Annotated in this window: 15 protein-coding genes; 13 read left to right on the top strand and 2 right to left on the bottom strand. The window is 72.0% G+C overall.

Annotated features, from left to right (window positions below; all coding sequences use genetic code 11):
• Positions 1–86 precede the first annotated feature (86 nt).
• Genes ABZ855_RS12315 through ABZ855_RS12300 form a run of 4 tightly spaced genes read left to right on the top strand, consistent with a single transcriptional unit; the run spans position 87 to position 4,544 of the window.
• Positions 87–968, top strand: a complete 882-nt coding sequence (locus tag ABZ855_RS12315) for a transketolase (protein ID WP_360805113.1) — start codon at positions 87–89, stop codon at positions 966–968.
• Complete coding sequence (locus ABZ855_RS12310; RefSeq protein WP_360805110.1) at positions 965–2,017, top strand: transketolase C-terminal domain-containing protein; 1,053 nt, start codon at positions 965–967, stop codon at positions 2,015–2,017. Before ABZ855_RS12315 ends, ABZ855_RS12310 begins: the two co-directional genes overlap by 4 nt.
• The gene (locus tag ABZ855_RS12305) at positions 2,014–3,513 is read left to right on the top strand and encodes an FGGY family carbohydrate kinase (protein WP_360805107.1); all 1,500 of its coding nucleotides are present in this window, start codon (positions 2,014–2,016) and stop codon (positions 3,511–3,513) included. Before ABZ855_RS12310 ends, ABZ855_RS12305 begins: the two co-directional genes overlap by 4 nt.
• Positions 3,514–3,554: 41 nt before the next feature.
• Entirely contained in the window at positions 3,555–4,544 is a 990-nt protein-coding gene (locus ABZ855_RS12300; protein WP_360805104.1) for a sugar-binding transcriptional regulator, read from the top strand.
• A gap of 173 nt (positions 4,545–4,717) precedes the next feature.
• Here ABZ855_RS12300 and ABZ855_RS12295 read toward each other — a convergent pair whose 3' ends face one another.
• Entirely contained in the window at positions 4,718–5,710 is a 993-nt protein-coding gene (locus tag ABZ855_RS12295) for an AraC family transcriptional regulator (RefSeq protein ID WP_360805101.1), read from the bottom strand.
• Positions 5,711–5,828: 118 nt separating this feature from the next.
• Here ABZ855_RS12295 and ABZ855_RS12290 point away from each other — a divergent pair, with 118 nt between their 5' ends.
• The 6 genes from ABZ855_RS12290 (at position 5,829) to ABZ855_RS12265 (ending at position 12,802) form a co-directional block, all read left to right on the top strand.
• The gene (locus ABZ855_RS12290; RefSeq protein ID WP_360805098.1) at positions 5,829–6,719 is read left to right on the top strand and encodes an NAD-dependent protein deacetylase of SIR2 family; all 891 of its coding nucleotides are present in this window, start codon (positions 5,829–5,831) and stop codon (positions 6,717–6,719) included.
• 50 nt (positions 6,720–6,769) lie between these two features.
• Positions 6,770–7,639, top strand: a complete 870-nt coding sequence (locus ABZ855_RS12285; RefSeq protein ID WP_360805095.1) for an SDR family oxidoreductase — start codon at positions 6,770–6,772, stop codon at positions 7,637–7,639.
• 84 nt (positions 7,640–7,723) lie between these two features.
• Complete coding sequence (locus ABZ855_RS12280; protein WP_360805092.1) at positions 7,724–8,485, top strand: nuclear transport factor 2 family protein; 762 nt, start codon at positions 7,724–7,726, stop codon at positions 8,483–8,485.
• A 254-nt stretch (positions 8,486–8,739) separates the two neighbouring features.
• Positions 8,740–9,630 carry a macro domain-containing protein gene (locus tag ABZ855_RS12275; protein ID WP_360805089.1) on the top strand — a complete coding sequence of 297 codons (891 nt, stop codon included), beginning with the start codon at positions 8,740–8,742 and terminating at the stop codon, positions 9,628–9,630.
• A 416-nt stretch (positions 9,631–10,046) separates the two neighbouring features.
• Positions 10,047–11,093, top strand: a complete 1,047-nt coding sequence (hisC, locus tag ABZ855_RS12270) for a histidinol-phosphate transaminase (protein WP_360805086.1) — start codon at positions 10,047–10,049, stop codon at positions 11,091–11,093.
• 5 nt (positions 11,094–11,098) lie between these two features.
• Positions 11,099–12,802, top strand: coding sequence for an aldehyde dehydrogenase family protein (locus ABZ855_RS12265; RefSeq protein ID WP_360805083.1), 1,704 nt, complete (start codon positions 11,099–11,101; stop codon positions 12,800–12,802).
• 12 nt (positions 12,803–12,814) lie between these two features.
• Here ABZ855_RS12265 and ABZ855_RS12260 read toward each other — a convergent pair whose 3' ends face one another.
• The gene (locus tag ABZ855_RS12260; RefSeq protein ID WP_360805080.1) at positions 12,815–13,315 is read right to left on the bottom strand and encodes an Lrp/AsnC family transcriptional regulator; all 501 of its coding nucleotides are present in this window, start codon (positions 13,313–13,315) and stop codon (positions 12,815–12,817) included.
• A gap of 121 nt (positions 13,316–13,436) precedes the next feature.
• On the opposite strand from ABZ855_RS12260, the gene pdhA reads away from it, so the two are divergent.
• From pdhA to ABZ855_RS12245, 3 genes are read left to right on the top strand one after another with little or no spacing between them, the layout of a single operon-like run.
• On the top strand, positions 13,437–14,558 hold the full coding sequence (pdhA, locus tag ABZ855_RS12255) for a pyruvate dehydrogenase (acetyl-transferring) E1 component subunit alpha (RefSeq protein WP_360805077.1): 1,122 nt from the start codon (positions 13,437–13,439) through the stop codon (positions 14,556–14,558).
• A 5-nt stretch (positions 14,559–14,563) separates the two neighbouring features.
• On the top strand, positions 14,564–15,583 hold the full coding sequence (locus ABZ855_RS12250; RefSeq protein WP_360805074.1) for an alpha-ketoacid dehydrogenase subunit beta: 1,020 nt from the start codon (positions 14,564–14,566) through the stop codon (positions 15,581–15,583).
• The gene (locus tag ABZ855_RS12245) at positions 15,580–16,923 is read left to right on the top strand and encodes a dihydrolipoamide acetyltransferase family protein (RefSeq protein ID WP_360805071.1); all 1,344 of its coding nucleotides are present in this window, start codon (positions 15,580–15,582) and stop codon (positions 16,921–16,923) included. Before ABZ855_RS12250 ends, ABZ855_RS12245 begins: the two co-directional genes overlap by 4 nt.
• Positions 16,924–16,925 lie beyond the last annotated feature (2 nt).

The raw sequence follows: 16,925 nt of genomic DNA, 5'->3' as shown, positions 1-16,925 counted from the left end.
GCTTCCAGCAGGGGGTTGACGGTCACGACAGGCACCCTCCACCATCCGTGGTTAATAGATATCAATCACTGAATGGATATTCATAGATGTTGACCGCTGATCCAGGTGCGGCCGCGGAGTATCGCCGACTACGGCGCTCCCTCCCCTCCGAACGCCCTCACGAGACCGTCGAGCGACTGCGCGCCATGTCCGCGGAGATCCGCCTCATGGTTCTCGACATGATCGACAGGGCGGGGATGGGACACATCGGCGGCGACTTCTCCGTCACCGACATCCTCGCCACGCTCTTCGGAGCGGTCGTCGACGTCGATCCGGAGCACCCCGACGCCCCCGGACGCGACCGGTTCATCCTGAGCAAGGGCCACTCCGCCGCGGCCCTCTACGCCACGCTCGCCCACTGCGGATACTTCCCGCGCTCGGAACTCGCCGGCTTCACCACCGCCGCCTCCGCGCTCAACGGGCATCCCAACCGCCGCAAGGTGCCCGGTGTGGAGACCAACACCGGACCGCTCGGCCACGGCCTTCCCGTCGCGGTCGGCTGCGCACTCGGCGCCCGGCTGCGGGGGGACGGCAGCCGGACCGTGGTCGTCCTCGGTGACGGGGAACTGCAGGAGGGCAGCAACTGGGAGGCGGCGATGACCGCCGGACACCAGGAGCTGGCGGGGCTGTACGCCGTCGTCGACCGCAACCGGCTCCAGCAGGGAGCCCGTACGGAGGAGACCGTCGGCCTCGACCCGCTGGCGGAGAAGTGGGCCGCCTTCCGCTGGGAGGTGCGCGAGACGGACGGCCACGACCACGCGGCCCTGCTCGCCGCCTTCGCCCCCTCCACGAGCGGACGGCCGGTCGCCGTCATCGCCCACACCGTCAAGGGCAAGGGCGTCTCCTTCATCGAGGACCGCGCCGAATGGCACCACAAGGTGCCCGACCAGGACCAAGTGCGCGCCGCCGTCGAGGAGTTGACCCGATGACCGAGACCACTTCCCCGGCGAGGACGACCGGCCAGGTGGCCGACCCTACGGCCGAATCAGCGGCCGACCCGACGGCCGAGACCGTCGCCCACCCTCTCGCCGACGCGCCCGCCTACGACTGCCGACAGGTCTTCGCCGAGGAGCTCATCGCGCTCGCCCGCGAGGACAGCCGTGTGGTCGTCGTGTGCAACGACTCGGTGGGCTCCAGCAACCTCTCCGGGTTCCGCGACGAGTTCCCCGACCGTCTGATCAACGTCGGCATCGCCGAGCAGAACATGGTGGGCGTCGGGGCGGGCCTCGCCAACGCGGGTTACGTGCCGTTCGTCTCCGCCGCCGGCCCCTTCCTGACCGGCCGCGCGCTGGAGCAGATCAAGGCCGACTGCGCCTACAGCGGGCACAAGGTGATCCTGTGCGGCCAGAGCCCCGGCATGGCGTACGGCGAACTCGGCCCCACGCACCACTCGGTGGAGGACCTGTCCTGGCTCCGCGCGGTCGCCGACCTCACCGTGGTCGTGCCCACCGACCGCGCCCAGACCCGCGCCGCCGTGCGTTGGGCCCACGCCCACGACGGGCCCAGCTATCTCCGGGTGCCCCGCTTCAAGGTGCCCGACGTGACTCCGTCCGGCGCCCCCTTCGCACCGGGGCGCGCGCTGACCCTGCGGGAGGGAAGCGACGTCACCCTCGTGGCCATCGGCACGATGGTCCCGCGCGCGCTGATCGCCGCCGACCGGCTGGCCGCCGAGGGCATCTCGGCCCGGGTGCTCAACACCCCGTTCGTCGACCCCCTCGACGAGGCCGCGATCCTGCGCGCCGCCGCCGAGACCCGGGCCCTCGTGACAGCCGAGGAGGCCACCGTCAGCGGGGGACTCGGCGCGGCCGTCGCCTCGCTCACCGGCCAGCACTCCCCCGTCCCGCTGCGGCTGCTCGGCGTGTCCGGCTTCGCACCGACCGGCAGCCCCGAGGGACTGCTGGAGCACTTCGGACTGACCGCCGGCGCCATGTACCGTGCCGCGCGCGAAGCCCTCGGTCTGCCATCCTCGGCCTCATGACGTCCGCCCCGCTCCTCCTCGCCGTCGACCAGGGGACCTCCGCGACCAAAGCGCTGGTGATCGACGGCGTCGGCTCCGTCGTGGGCTCGGCGTCGGTGCCGATCGGCGCCGCACATCCGCGCCCCGGCTGGGTGGAGCAGTCCGCCGAGGAGATCTGGCGCAGCGTGACCCGGGCCGTCGAGGCGTGCCTGGCCGGACGGGACGGCGCACACGTGGCCGGCATCGGCGTGTCCAGTCAACGGGAGTCTTGCCTGCTCTGGGAACGTGCCACCGGGCGGCCACTCGGGCCGGTGCTCGGCTGGCAGGACCGCCGTACGGCACCCGCCTGCGCCAAGTTGCTCGCCGACGGACTGGGCCCGCTGGTCCGCACGACGACCGGCCTGCCCCTGGACCCGATGTTCAGCGCCCTGAAGGCGCAGTGGCTCCTCGACATGTACGACCCGGACCGCACCCGGTCCAGGCGAGGCGAACTGTGCCTGGGCACCGTCGACTCCTGGCTGCTGTGGCAGCTGAGCGGGCGCACCGCCCACGTCATCGAGATCGGCAACGCCTCCCGCACCCAGCTCCTCGACGTGCGCACCCGGGACTGGGACGAAGGGCTCCTGGACGTCTTCGGCGTTCCCCGTGAGGTACTGCCCCGCATCGTGGCCTCGATGGGCCCCTTCCCCGCCGTACGACGGCTGTCGGCGGTGCCGGACGGTACGCCGGTCGGTGCCGTCCTGGGCGACTCCCATGCCGCCCTCTTCGGGCACGGCGTCTTCGCACCCGGCAGCGTGAAGGTGACGTACGGCACGGGCTCGTCCGTCATGGGGCTGATCGACACCCCGGCACAGGCGGAACACTCACCCCTCTGTCTGACCATCGCCTGGGACGACGGCACACCCGCCTACGCCCTGGAGGGCAACATCCGCTCCTCCGGCGCCACACTGCGCTGGCTCGCCGGCCTGTTCGGCACCGACGAGGGCGACCTCGCCGCACGGGCGGCGCCGGATGCAGCGGGCGTGCATCTGGTCCCGGCTTTCGGAGGGCTCGGCGCGCCCTGGTGGGACAACGAGGCCGCCGGGCTGGTCTGCGGGCTCACGTTCGCGGCGGGGCTGCCCGAGCTCGCCCGGGCCGCCCTCGAATCGATCGCCTTCCAGGTCGAGGACGTCGTGGCCGGGCTCGACGCGCCGGGCACCCCGGTCGCCACCCTGCTCGCGGACGGTGGCCCCACCGACAACACGACGCTCATGCAACTGCAGGCGGACATCTCGGGGCGCACCCTGCGCCGCCCCCGCGCCCGTGCCATGTCCGCCCTGGGCGCGGCGCACCTCGCGGGGTGCTCCCTCGGACTGTTCACCAAGGAGAGCCTGACGAGCACGACGAGTCCGGCGGACGTCTACCACCCGCAGTGGTCGCCCGCGCGGCGCGCCGACCGTCTCAGTGCCTGGCACGAAGCGGTGTCACGGGCGAGGACGACGTCCACCGCGCCGCCGGACCCGGCGATAGCGACATGACGGCTCCGCCCCTGCGGCCGGAGATCAGTAGGGTGCGGGGTGTGTCCCAGCGTTCTGACCTCACCAGCGGCGAGTCCGTCGACAAAATGCGGCTGATCGTGCGCGTGGCCCGCATGTACCACGAGCGCGGCATGCGCCAGGCCGACATCGCCGACGCGCTGGGCCTGTCCCAGGCCGGTGTGTCCCGGCTGCTCCGCTCGGCGGCGGACCAGGGCGTGGTCCGGACCGTCGTCGTCTCGCCGCCCGGCATCCACAGCGACGTGGAGGACGCCCTCGCGGAGCGGTACCACCTGACCGACGTCGTGGTCCTCGACGACGAGGACCAGCCGGAACACGCGCGCACGCTGCTGCGCGGGCTCGGCTCGGCGGCCGCGAGCCATCTGGAGACGGCCTTCCGCTCGGGCGATCTGATCGGGGTCTCCACCTGGAGCGAGACACTGCTGGCGGCAGTGGAGACCATGCAGCTCGCCAAGGCCCCCGGCGCCTCCCAGGTCGTGCAGCTGATGGGCGGTATCGGCGACCCCCGGAGCCAGGTACAGGCGACCCGTCTGACCGCCCGCCTCGCCGAACTCACCGGCGCCACCCCGCTGTTCGTGCGCGCACCGGGGCTCGTCGGCTCAGCGGAGGCCCGCCTCTCCCTCCTGCGGGACCCGGCGGTCGTGGAGGTCAGTCAGGCGTGGCAGCAACTCAGCGCCGTCCTGGTGGGCATCGGAAGCCTCGAACCCTCCCCCCTGCTCCAGCTCAGCGGCAACGCGGTCGCCGAGGAGGAGATCTCCCGGCTGCGTGCCCTGGGCGCGGTGGGCGACATCTGCCAGCGCTTCTTCGACGAGAACGGCGTCCACGTGGACGCGGGACTGGGCGAGCGGACCATCGGCATCTCCGTCGACCAACTGCGCACGGTCCCGCGCCGCATCGCCGTCGCGGGCGGTGAGCGCAAGTACACGGCCGTACGCGCGGCGGTACGCGGTCGCTGGATCACGGCGCTGATCACCGACATCGCCACGGCTCGGCATCTGCTCGAGGAGCCCTAGAGGACCGCGCCCGGGGTGCGCGACGACGAGTGTTGGTGCGCGGCCGCCTGCCGTCCCCGCCGCGCGTCGAGCACTACGGCCGGCCGGTACGCCGCCTCGGGGCTCCCCCGCACACCGCCGATACCGCCCGCCCGGGACGTCGAGCACTGCGGCGTCTCCAGGCCTGACCCGTGTCATCCGGGCCGCCCATGGCCATGCGCGGCAGCAGCCGCGACCGTCCCGGAGCCCAGCCCTGGCCGGGCCTCGCTCCGATGGTCCGGATGCGGCTCGCCCGTCGTCTGTCCCCGGATGCTTCTGCGGAAGTCGATCGGGGTCTGGTCCGTCCGTTGCATGAAGTACTTGCTGAACTGGGAGGCCGTGACGAAACCGAGGTGGTCCGAGATCTGTGCCGCGGTCTCGTCGCCGTGCGCCAGCAGACGCTTCGCCTCCAGCACGACCCGGCGGTCGATGAACTCCTTCGCGCTGAGCCCGGCGCTGGCCAGGGTCGCCCGGGCGAGGGTCCGTCCCGAATAGCCGAGCAGCTGCGCGTAGTCCTCCACCCGGCGGGTCGCCGTGAAGTGCCGTTCGACCGCGTCACGGAACCGCAGATAGGTCTCGTCGGGGTCCGGCGCGGGGCCGCCGACCGGGACGGTGAGATGGGCCAGGCGCAGCAGGAGGACGGCCAGAAGGTGGCGCAGCGCCGCGATGTGCACGTCGAGCGGCAGCCGGCCGAGCGCCTGGAACTCACGGTTCAGGTGCTCCGCGGCCATGGTCACCGCCTCGGCGTCGGCGGTGACGGGGGTGGTGACGACGGGCGCGTGCGGGTCGTCGACACGGGCGGCCGTCGCCGTGGCCGGGTCCAGCACGTCCTGCCGGAAGAGGATGAGCGTGCCCTCGGCCTGGGTGATGTCGCCCCACTGATGCACCTGCCCCGGGCGCACCCACAGCCACGATCCCGGCCGCAGGGCGTGGCCGTCGAAGTCGATGACGTGCCAGAGGTCGCCCTCGGTGAGCGTGAGCAGGTGATGGAAGTCGGGGCGCTGCGGCCGGGTCAGGGTCTCGGCGGGGACGCGCCGTCGTAGCTCGGCGAGCGACATGACCTCGACCCCGGCGGGCGTACCCGCGGGTGCGGCGAACGGGATCTCCGGGATCTCGCGCGGCGATTCGTGTCGGTTTTTGGCCATCATCGGTCAGAAGTTTATCCGGCTTTCTCCCTGTGCTCTCCGTAGGTTGGTCGTGCCGCCGTGGAAGCGGAACGCGTCCCCTGGCGGAAACAGGAAATCAATCGGAGAGGACCCGCGCGCCGTGAGCACCGTGGACGACGTTCCCGCCCTGACGGCGGACAACACCGCCATGCCGGCCGCGTCGGCCTGCGAGACCGTCCGCACCTGGCTGGAAGAGGCCGACCGCGTCCTGATCGCGGCCGGCGCGGGCCTGAGCGCCGCCGCCGGCTACGACTACGGCGACACCGACCGCTTCCGGGAACTGCTCCCCGCGCTGTACCGGCTCGGTCTGCGTTCGCGCTACCTCCTCGGAGCGCCCCTGCCGGCGGTCATGATGTGGGGCTACTGGGCCGTCCACATCGACGACATCCGCTTCAGCCCTGAGCCCAACCCCCTCTACCGGACGCTCAGGGAACTGGTCGGCGACCGCGACCACTGGGTGATGACGTCCAACGTCGACGCCCTCTTCGCCCGCAACGGCTTCGAGGCGGACCGGGTCTTCACCCCGCAGGGAGACTACGGGCGCTTCCAGTGCACGGTCCCGTGCTCGCGGGAGACCTGGTCCAGCAGACCGTTCCTCGACACGCTCCTCGCCGCCTACGACCGCGACTCCGGCCGGGTTGTCGACCCGCACGCCCTGCCCCGCTGTCCGCGCTGCGGGGCCGACGTCTTCCCCAACATCCGGGTCGGTCCGGAGTTCGTCGACGACTCCTACCTCCCCGCTGGGCACCGGCTGGGTCGGTGGCTCGACGACGCGCCCCCGGACAGCGCCCTGCTCGTGCTGGAGATCGGGGCCGGTTTCAATACCCCCGGCGTGATCCGTCGGCCCATGGAGAACCTGGTACGCCATACGCCCCGGGCCAGGCTCGTCCGGATCAACCTCGGCCATCCCGAGGTCCCTGCGGATCTCGGACCACGGGCTCTGTCCGTCCCCCTCGGCGCGGACGAGCTGTTCTACGGGCTCCGTCCCTGACACGCGGCGGCAGCGCACCCTCGTCACCACAGGAAGAGAAACAACGCACCATGCCCGACGCATCCGAGACACCCGCCCCCACCATCGCAGTCACCGGCTCCACCGGCCGGCTCGGCGGACGCGTTGCCCGACGGCTGGCCGAGCGAGGTGTACCGCAGAAACTCCTGGCCCGCAGGCCGGAACGGGCTCCACGGCTTCCCGGCGCGGTGGCCGTGCGAGCCGAGTACGCCGACCAGGACGCCGTGCGGGCGGCTCTTGTCGGCATCCGCACCGTCTTCATGGTCTCCGCCTCGGAGAGCGCCGACCGGCTCGCCCAGCACAAGGCGTTCGTGGACGCCGTCGCCGAGGGGGGTGTACGGCACCTGGTGTACGTCTCGTTCTACGGCGCGGCACCCCACGCCACCTTCACCCTGGCACGCGACCACTTCCACACCGAGCAGCACATCCGCGCGAGCGGCCTGGCGTACACCTTCCTCCGGGACAACTTCTACGCGGAGTTCGTCCCCGACCTCGTCGGTGAGGACGGTGTCATCCGCGGCCCGGCCGGGCGGGGGCGCGCCGCGTTCGTCGGCCAGGAGGACATCGCCGACGCCGCAGCAGCGGTGCTGCTCCGGCCGGACGACCACGCGGGCACGGCCTACGACCTGACCGGGCCCGAGTCCCTCACGCTGGACGAAGTGGCCGCCATCCTGTCCGCGCAGCTCGGCCGCACCGTCACCTACCAGCAGGAGTCGGTCGAGGAGGCCTACGCCTCCCGTGCCTCCTACGGCGCTCCGCCGTGGCAGCTGGACGCCTGGGTGTCCACGTACACGGCCATCGCCTCCGGCGAACTCGACGGCGTCAGCGACGCCGTTCCCCGTCTGACCGGCCGCCCGGCCACGCCACTTGCGGACGTCATCAACAAGGGTGTCGCTTTTTGACTATAAGGAGGCGCCATTCACCCCGATGAGGCAGGCATCGGCGACATATTTTGAATACACAGCCCCTCCACCAGGAAGACAGTCATGAGCAACGCGAAGAACATCGTCCTTCAGGCCGCCGGTGAACTGTTCGGCGACAAGGATCCCTCCGCCGTGGACCGCTGGGTGGCCGCGGACTACAAGCAGCACAGCGCGCTCGCCGCCGACGGGCCCGAGGCCCTCCGCGGGCTCGTCGGAAGCCTGGGCGGGGACTTCAGCTACGACGGTGCCCGGGTCATCGCCGACGGTGACCTCGTCGCCCTGCACGGCACCTACCACGGCTTCGGTCCGGACCCTCTCGTCGGTTTCGACATCTTCCGGGTCGACGCCGAGGGCAAGCTGGCCGAGCACTGGGACGCCCTGACCCCGCTGGTCAAGGACACCGTCTCCGGCCGCTCACAGACCGACGGTCCCGCCGCGGTCACCGACTCCGACAAGACCGAGGCCAACCGCGCCCTGGTGGTCGCGTTCGCCGAGAAGGTCCTTGTCGGCGCCGACTACTCGGTGCTCACCGACTACATCTCCACCGAGACCTACCATCAGCACAACACCGAGGCCGCCGACGGCCTCGACGGTTTCGGGGCGGCCGCGGCCAAGTGGGCCGAGCAGGGCAAGAACCTCGTTTACAAGAAGGTCCACAAGGTCATCGCCGAGGGCGACTTCGTCCTGACGCAGTCCGAGGGCGAGTTCGGTGTGCCCGTCGCGTACTACGACCTCTTCCGTGTCGCGGACGGCAAGATCGTCGAGCACTGGGACGTCATCGCGCCCGTACCGGCCGAACTGCCGCACGGCAACGGCCTGTTCTGATCTCACCCCGGGGGCGCCACGAGGAGAAGTCGCCTCGGCGCACTCGCAGGGATGTGAGCCCGCCGGTGGCCCGGCCCCGTACACGCCTATGTGCGGGCGCCCGGCCATCGGTAGCCTTCGTCCACCCGCCCATACCTGGTCCAACCGCCCCGACGGAGGCACCGATCAACGCACTGCCTCTGACCGCCTACCGGTCAGCCGTCGCCCTCGACGAGCCCTTCCACCCGACGGTGGCCCCTGCCTCTGCCGCACGGGTGGACGCGCATGTGCGCTCTGCGCTGCGCCTGCTCAGCACCGATCCGGCCGTGGCCCGGCTCGGGTTGGACTCCGAGGCGCTGAGGAGCCTGGCCGATGCCGATCCCGATGCCAATGCCGATGCCGACGCCGGCTCCGATGCCGGTGCGGCCGTGGCCCGCAGGGTGCTGCGCGCGCTGCTGACCGTCCGCGATCCTGGTCCCCTGCCGGAAGGAGCGGACCGGGAACTGGACGCGCTCCTCGGTGCGGAGCGGCAGCTGCGGCCCGTCTTCTCGGCGCTTCGACTGCCCACGGTCGAGGAGGAGTTTCCCGGCACGACCTTCCAGGCCGCGGCCGAGGCCGTGCTGTGGCGGGGTGACATCACCACGCTGGCCGTCGATGCTGTGGTCAACGCCGCCAACAGCCAACTGCTCGGCTGCTTCCGGCCGATGCATCCCTGCATCGACAACGCCATTCACAGCGCCGCCGGGCCTCGTCTGCGCGACGACTGCGACACGATTGTCACAGCGCAGGGTGGTGCGGAACCGACCGGTGCGGCCAAGATCACCCGGGGCTATCATCTGCCGGCGCGGTACGTCCTGCATACCGTCGGCCCTGTCGTCGAGGGGCAGCCACGTGCGCGTGACGCGCGGGGTCTCGCCTCCTCGTATCGGGCGTGCATGGATCTGGCGGCGCAGGTGGAGGGCATTCGTACCCTCGCCTTCTGTGCCGTCAGCACGGGCGTCTTCGGGTATCCCGTTGAGCAGGCTGCGCCGGTTGCGCTGCGTGCCGTCGTGGAGTGGGTCTCGGCGCATCCGGGGCGGTTCGACCGCGTGGTGTTCGTCGTGTTCGACGACGACAACGAACGGGTGTACCGACACGTTCTCGGCGTGGGCGGACGGTTCGTGTAGGTTTTTCGCCCCCGCCGCCCCTACCCGTCCCATCCCGTTCCTGGGGGCTGCGCCCCCAGACCCCCCCTACGGCCCTGAACGGGCCTTGTCCTCAAACGCCGGACGGGCTGAGGGTGCGGGCCGGCGTTAGAGGTGCCACCCGCGCCATGGGCGCCGCGCCGCGCCGCGCCGCGCGCGGCACTTGGCGGTCTGTCGTCACCGTCATTTCGGGCGTGCCGTCCGTCTCGTGGTGAGGGCTTGGCGGGGGGCGCCGGAAGACGGTTTGCCGGTCAGGTATCCGGATTTCGGCGATTCGTAGCCGAATTTCCCAAACAGTTGAGCGCCTGTCGTCCGCTCCGCACGATTTGCCCTGTCAAGTGCCCGACGGCCGGGCCTCGCCAGGCCTCGGGTCCCAGCGCTGCAGAAGCGAGACCAGCATGGTGCGTGTCCGTGCGTCCCTGTCCCAGCTGCCCGCCTACGTCCCGGGCCGCAAACTGCCCGGCGCGGTCGTACTGGCCAGCAACGAATCCCCGTACGGGCTGCTGCCGGGGGTGACCGAAACCCTCGCGGAGGCCGCGGGCGGCGTCTCGCGGTATCCCGATCTGCACGCCGCCTCCCTGGTCGAGGCCCTGGCGGCGCACCACGGAGTCGAGCCGGACCGGATAGCGGTGGGCGCCGGTTCCTCCGAGGTGTGCGGGCAGTTGCTGCACACCGTTGTCGGGCCCGGTGACGAGGTCGTCTTCGGCTGGCGTTCGTTCGAGGCGTATCCCATTCTTACCGCCGTGGCGGGGGGTACGGCGGTGCGGGTGCCCCTGCGCGGGCATGCCCTCGACCTCGACGCCATGGCCGCGGCGATCACCGCCCGGACCCGGCTGGTCTTCGTGTGCAACCCCAACAACCCGACCTCCACGGCGGTCGGCGCGCAGGCCCTGACCGACTTCGCGGACCGGGTGCCCCGGGACGTGCTGATCGTCGTCGACGAGGCCTACCGGGAGTACGCCGATCCGGCCCTGGTCCCCGACGCGCTCGCCCTCCTCGGCGACCGGCCGAACGTGGTGGTGCTGCGGACCTTCTCGAAGGCGTACGGCCTGGCGGGGCTGCGGGTCGGCTACTGCGTCGCGCCGGCCGGGATCGCGGCCCATGTGCGCCGGACGCAGGTGCCGTTCAGTGTCAGCGCTCTCGCCCAGCGGGCGGCCGTGGTCGCCCTCGGCGAGGGCGCGGAGGTCGCCCGGCGAGCCGCTCTCACGGTCGCCGAACGCGAGCGGGTCACCGAGCGGTTGCGGGCCCTGGGGCACGAGGTGCCCGACTCCGGATCCAACTTCGTGTGGCTGCCGCTCGGTGAGGACAGCGTGGGCTTCGCCGAGCACTGCGCCGACGGGAAGGTGCTGGTCCGCCCGTTCCCCGGCGAGGGTGTCCGGGTGACGATCGGGCTGCCCGAGGAGAACGACGCCCTCCTCGCGCTCGCGGCGAGCCGGCGAGGCTGACGGCCATGCGCGCCGGTCCCTACGAGCGCCACCGCGAGCTGCTGCTGAGCGTCGGTCGCGCGATCGCCGCCGGTGAGTCCCGTCGCCCCTTCACCGAGGCGACCTGCCGGGACGCGGCCGACGCGGGCATGAGGTCGGCCCGTACGGCGGGAAAGGTGTTCCGCTCGCTGCTGGGGCGGCCTTTCGAGCTGGGGCAGCCCGGCGAACTCGGCCGGGTGCGCACGGAGTCGTCGCCGTACGGTCTCGCTCTGGCCATCGACTACCCGCGCTGCGATCCCGCGGAGCTGGTCGCGGCAGCCGGGCGGGCGGCGGCCGGCTGGCGGGCCGCCGGACCGTACCAGCGGGCCGGACTCGCCGTGGAGATCCTGCGCCGTCTCAACACGCGCAGCCATGAACTGGCCCTCGCCGTGCATCACACCACGGGTCAGTCCCTCCAGGGCGCCTTGCGCGCCGCCGGGCCACGCGCCCAGGACCGTGCCCTGGAGGTGGTGGCCCAGGCCTTCGCCGAGTCGGAACGCGTCCCCGCCGACCTGCGCTGGATGAGCGCCGAACGGGGAGGGCGGCCAGTGGAGGGCAGTTGCAGCCTGGTGCCCCGGGGGGTGTCGCTGCTGGTCGGCTGTCCCGACTTCCCGCTCTGGAACGGGTATCCGGGGTTGTTCGCCAGCCTGGTGACCGGCAACCCGGTCGTCGTGGCTCCGCACCCGCGCTCCGTGCTGCCGTTGGCGATCACCGTGCGGGTCGCCCGGCAGGTGCTGGCGGAGGCCGGTCACTCCCCCGACCTCGTGACCCTGGCCGTGGCCGAACCCGAACGGCAGGTGCACCGGCGGCTGGCCACGGACCCCGCGATGCGCATCGTCGACTACACGGGCCCCGCGCGTTTCGCCGACTGGCTGGAGCAACACGCCCACCAGGCCACCGTGTTCGCCAACCGGACCGGGCTGAACACCGTGGTCGTGGACTCGACCGACGACTACCGGGGCCTGGTGCGGGGTCTCGCCCTCGCCTCGTGCCGGTGCAGCGGAACGGTGCGCACCAATCCGCAGAACATCCTGGTCCCGGAGCGGGGCTTCGGCACCGACGAGGGGCACAAGACGCTGCGGGACCTCGGGGCCGACCTCGGCGACGCCGTGGACCGGCTGCTCGCACATCCCGCCCGCGCGGCAAGGGAGTTGGGCGCGATCAGCGCCGACGAGGTACGCGACGCCCTCACGGACGCCGCGCGGTACGGACCTGTTCTGCACGCCTCCGGCCCGGTGGACCGTCCCGGCCTCCCGTACGCCGACCTGCGCAGCCCGCTGCTGGTGCGGCTGCGCGCCTGCGACGAACGCGTGTACACGCACGAGTGGCCCGGGCTCGTCTCCTTCCTGGTGGGCACCGACTCGACCTCGCACAGCCTCGCGCTGCTGCGCCGAACCGTGGGGCGGCACGGCGCGCTGTACGCCTCCGTGCACTCCACCGACCCGCTGGTGCTGGCGGCGGCCGAGACGGCGGCGCTGGACGCGGGGGTGCATCTGGTGGAGAACCTCGACGACCTGCCCGCCGACCCGTCCTCGGCCCTCGCCGAACTGCCGGGCTCCGGCGCCCACTTCGTCACCGGACGGTTCCGTGTGGTGCGCTCCCGGCGCCACGCGACGCCGGTGCCCCCCGTCCCGGCACCCGCACCGGCACCGGCCCGGCTCGAGGTCGCCGCCGACCTGGTCGACGTATGACCGCGCCGGTTGTCACTCCGTCCAGACGGCGCCGCGCCCCCGCACCTCGTCGAAGACGAGCCAGGTCCGGGTGGAGCGCACCCCGGGGATCGCCTGGACCTTCTCCAGGACGACCTGGCGGAGTACGAGGTTGTCGGGGGCGCGGACGAGTACCAGGACGTCGAAGTCGCCGGTGACGAGGGAGATGTGCTCCACGTAGGGGATCTCGCGCAGCCCGCGTGAGATGTCGCGCCAGGCGTTCTGCTCGATGCTCATCGTGACGTACGCGCTCGTGCCCAGGCCCGCCCGCTGGGCGTTGAGCTGCGCGGTGAAGCCCGTGATGACCTCCTCGGCCACCAGCCGGCCGATGCGGGTGTAGGCGTTGGCCCGGGAGATGTGCACCTGTTCGGCGAGGGCGCGGACCGAGATCCGGCCTTCCTGGAGGAGCCGGCTCAGGATCTCGCGGTCGATGTCGTCGAGCGGGACGGCAGTTCGTCCGGCCACTGCCCCCGGCAGCGTGGTTTCCTCGGACACTTTGCCCTCCCAGGCGCTTTGATTCGGCAGTTCATCGCCGGTTCGGCCGAGCTATTGAACAGATATTCCGCTATAGCCACCATTCTCCTGTCAAGTGTCCAGAAGAAAGCGAGTGCCCTCCATGTCCGTGAAGAGCCTCCGCCAGACGGTCCAGGGCCTCCTGCCGTCGCTGACGCCGGTGCGTTTCGTGGCCGAGGACGGCACACCGCTCGCCCGGCCGCCCGCCGATCACACAGCGCCTTCCGTCGAGGCCCTGCTCGAGGCCTGGCGGCGGATGGTCCTGGGCCGCCGGTTCGACACCCAGGCGACCGCCCTCACCAAGCAGGGCCGCCTCGCCGTCTACCCGTCCAGCCGCGGCCAGGAGGCCTGCCAGATCGCCGCCGCGCTCGCCCTGCGCCCCGACGACTGGCTGTTCCCGACGTACCGCGACTCCGTGGCCCTGGTGACCCGGGGCATCGACCCGGTCGAGGTGCTGACGCTGCTGCGCGGCGACTGGCACTGCGGCTACGACCCCGCCGCGACCCGTACCGCGCCCCAGTGCACGCCGCTGGCCACCCAGGTGCTGCACGCGACCGGTATGGCCGAGGCCCTGCGCCGCAAGGGCGAGGACGGGGTGGCCATGGCGCTGGTCGGGGACGGCGCGACCAGCGAGGGCGACTTCCACGAGGCGCTGAACTTCGCGGCCGTCCTCCGCGCGCCGGTCGTCTTCTTCGTCCAGAACAACAAGTACGCGATCTCCGTACCGCTGGCCCGGCAGACCGCGGCGCCCTCCCTCGCGTACAAGGGCATCGGCTACGGGATGCGCTCCGAGCAGGTCGACGGCAACGACCTCGTCGCGGTGCTCGCGGTGCTGACCTCGGCGGTCGAACACGCCCGCGGAGGGCACGGTCCCGTTCTCGTCGAGGCGCACACCTACCGCATCGACGCCCACACCAACGCCGACGACGCCACCCGCTACCGGGAGGACGACGAGGTCGAGCGGTGGCGGGCCGCCGACCCGGTCGAGCGGCTGGAGAGCTGTCTGCGCTCGCGCGGCGCGCTCACCGACGAGGTCGTGGCGGCCGTACGGGAGGAGGCCGAGGAGCTGGCGGCGCGGGTGCGCGCCGGTCTGAACGCGGACTCGGCACTCGACCCGCTGGAGCTGTTCGAGCACGTCTATGCCGAGCCGACCCCTCAACTGCGCGAGCAGCGTGCCCAGTTGGCGGCCGAGCTCGCCGACACCACCCAGGCCCAGGAGGACTGACGACGATGGCCAAGGTCACGATGGCGCAGGCGCTCAACACCGCCCTGCGGGACGCGCTGCGCGAGGACGAACGAGTCCTCGTCTTCGGTGAGGACGTCGGCCCGCTCGGCGGGGTCTTCCGTATCACCGACGGGCTGACCCGCGACTTCGGTGAGCAGCGCTGCTTCGACACCCCGCTCGCGGAGGCAGGAATCGTCGGCCTCGCGGTCGGCATGGCGATGGGCGGCTTCCGGCCCGTGGTGGAGATGCAGTTCGACGCGTTCGCCTATCCGGCGTTCGAGCAGATCGCCTCGCACGTCGCGAAGACCCGCAACCGCACCCGCGGCCGGGTCGGTCTGCCGATGGTGATCCGCATCCCCTACGCGGGCGGGATCGGCGGGGTCGAGCACCACTGCGACTCCAGCGAGGCCTACTACGCGCACACCCCCGGCCTCAAGGTCGTCACCCCGGCCACGGCCGAGGACGCGTACTGGCTGCTGCGGGACGCGGTCGCCGACCCCGACCCGGTGGTCTTCCTCGAGCCGAAGAAGCTGTACTGGTCACGCGAGGAGACCGATCTGACCACGCGCGGGGCGCTGCCGTTCGGGCGCGCGGCGATCCGGCGCCCGGGGCGTGATGTCACCGTCGTCGCGTACGGCCCCTCGGTGCCGGTGGCCCTGGCCGCGGCCGAGGCCGCCGCCGAGGACGGGATCGAACTGGAGGTCGTGGACCTGCGGACCCTGGTGCCCTTCGACGACGAGACGGTCACGGAGTCGGTGCGCAGGACCGGGCGCTGTGTGGTCGTGCAGGAGGCGCAGGGCTTCGCCGGGGTCGGCGCGGAGATCGCCGCGCGGGTGCAGGAGCGCTGCTTCCACTCGCTCGCCGCTCCCGTCCTGCGGGTGGCCGGCTTCGACATCCCGTATCCGCCGCCGAAGCTGGAGCACGCGCATCTGCCCGGCGTCGACCGGATCCTCGACGCCGTCGACCGTCTGCAGTTCGCCGACGAGCCCGACACCCGGCACCTGGTGAAGGGAGCGGTCGCATGACCACCGCGACGCTGAACGAGCAGGTGTTCCGGCTGCCCGATCTCGGTGAGGGCCTGACCGACGCGGAGATCGTCGAGTGGAAGGTCGCCGTCGGCGACACCGTGACGATCGACCAGATCGTGGTCGAGGTGGAGACCGCCAAGGCGGCGGTGGAGGTGCCGGTGCCGTACGCGGGCACGGTGTTGCGGCTGCACGCGGAGGCGGGTACGCCGCTGGGGGTGGGCGAGCCGCTGATCACGGTGGGCGCGAGCGCACCGGCGGTACCGGAGCCGGCCGTCGTCGAGGCCGGCATCAGCGTCGGCGCCGCCGCCGAGCGGTACCGCGAGGAGGAACAGGCAGGTTCGGGCAACGTCCTGATCGGCTACGGCACCGGGCACGGACCCGCGCCGCGCCGTCGCCGCCGACGTACGGCCGCCGCCGCACCGGAGACGCCCGCGCCGGCGCCGGAGGCGCATGCTCCCCGTGTCATCTCGCCTCTCGTCCGGCGGGTGGCCCGCGAGCACGGGATCGACCTCGCCGCGCTGACGCCTTCGGGCCCGGCCGGGGTGGTCCTGCGACGGGACGTGGAACAGGCCGCCGCCCGACAGGCATCGGCATCGGCATCGGCACCAGCACCGACGCGACCCGCGTCAGCGCCTCCCGCCGGTGACGGGGTCCGTATCCCCCTGCGCGGCGTACGCAAGGCCGTCGCGGACAAGTTGGCGCGCAGCCGGACCGAGATCCCCGACGCCACCACCTGGGTCGACGTCGACGCGACCGGTCTGCTCGAGGCCAAGCGGGCGCTGGAAGCCGCCCAACCCGGCCGCCGTATCGGGTTGTTGGCGCTGCTCGCCCGCATCTGCGTGGCCGGTCTGCGTCGCTACCCCGAGCTCAACTCGACCGTCGACACCGAACGTCGGGAGATCGTGCGCCTCGACGAGGTGCACATGGGCTTCGCCGCCCAGACCGACCGAGGGCTCGTCGTCCCCGTCGTGCGCGACGCCCACCGGCTCACGACCGCCCAACTGGCTGCGGAACTCGCCCGGTTGACCGAACTGGCCCGTACCGGCAGCCTGCCGCCGGCCCTGCTGACCGGGGGCACCTTCACCCTCAACAACTACGGGGTGTTCGGCGTCGACGGATCCACGCCCATCATCAACCACCCGGAGGCGGCGATCCTCGGCATGGGCCGTGTCGTCGACAAACCCTGGGTCGTCGACGGCGCGCTCACCGTCCGCAAGGTCACTCAGCTCTCCCTCAGTTTCGACCACCGGGTCTGCGACGGCGGTACGGCCGGCGGGTTCCTGCGCTTCGTGGCCGACTGCGTGGAACGCCCGGCGATCCTGCTCACCGACGTCTGACC

The sequence above is a fragment of the Streptomyces sp. NPDC047042 genome (assembly GCF_040644035.1).
In the GTDB taxonomy this organism is placed as follows: domain Bacteria; phylum Actinomycetota; class Actinomycetes; order Streptomycetales; family Streptomycetaceae; genus Streptomyces.
The sequence above is the reverse complement of the archived record's forward strand: the minus strand, read 5'-3'. Positions and strand labels throughout refer to the sequence as shown.

Coding starts and splice junctions, on each gene's coding strand:
- ABZ855_RS12250 (WP_360805074.1), top strand. CDS start 14,564: ATGGCCAAGGTCACGATGGCGCAGGCGCTCAACACCGCCCTGCGGGAC.
- pdhA (WP_360805077.1), top strand. CDS start 13,437: ATGTCCGTGAAGAGCCTCCGCCAGACGGTCCAGGGCCTCCTGCCGTCG.
- ABZ855_RS12285 (WP_360805095.1), top strand. CDS start 6,770: ATGCCCGACGCATCCGAGACACCCGCCCCCACCATCGCAGTCACCGGC.
- ABZ855_RS12315 (WP_360805113.1), top strand. CDS start 87: ATGTTGACCGCTGATCCAGGTGCGGCCGCGGAGTATCGCCGACTACGG.
- ABZ855_RS12295 (WP_360805101.1), bottom strand. CDS start 5,710: ATGATGGCCAAAAACCGACACGAATCGCCGCGCGAGATCCCGGAGATC.
- ABZ855_RS12310 (WP_360805110.1), top strand. CDS start 965: ATGACCGAGACCACTTCCCCGGCGAGGACGACCGGCCAGGTGGCCGAC.
- ABZ855_RS12265 (WP_360805083.1), top strand. CDS start 11,099: ATGCGCGCCGGTCCCTACGAGCGCCACCGCGAGCTGCTGCTGAGCGTC.
- ABZ855_RS12245 (WP_360805071.1), top strand. CDS start 15,580: ATGACCACCGCGACGCTGAACGAGCAGGTGTTCCGGCTGCCCGATCTC.
- ABZ855_RS12280 (WP_360805092.1), top strand. CDS start 7,724: ATGAGCAACGCGAAGAACATCGTCCTTCAGGCCGCCGGTGAACTGTTC.
- ABZ855_RS12305 (WP_360805107.1), top strand. CDS start 2,014: ATGACGTCCGCCCCGCTCCTCCTCGCCGTCGACCAGGGGACCTCCGCG.
- hisC (WP_360805086.1), top strand. CDS start 10,047: ATGGTGCGTGTCCGTGCGTCCCTGTCCCAGCTGCCCGCCTACGTCCCG.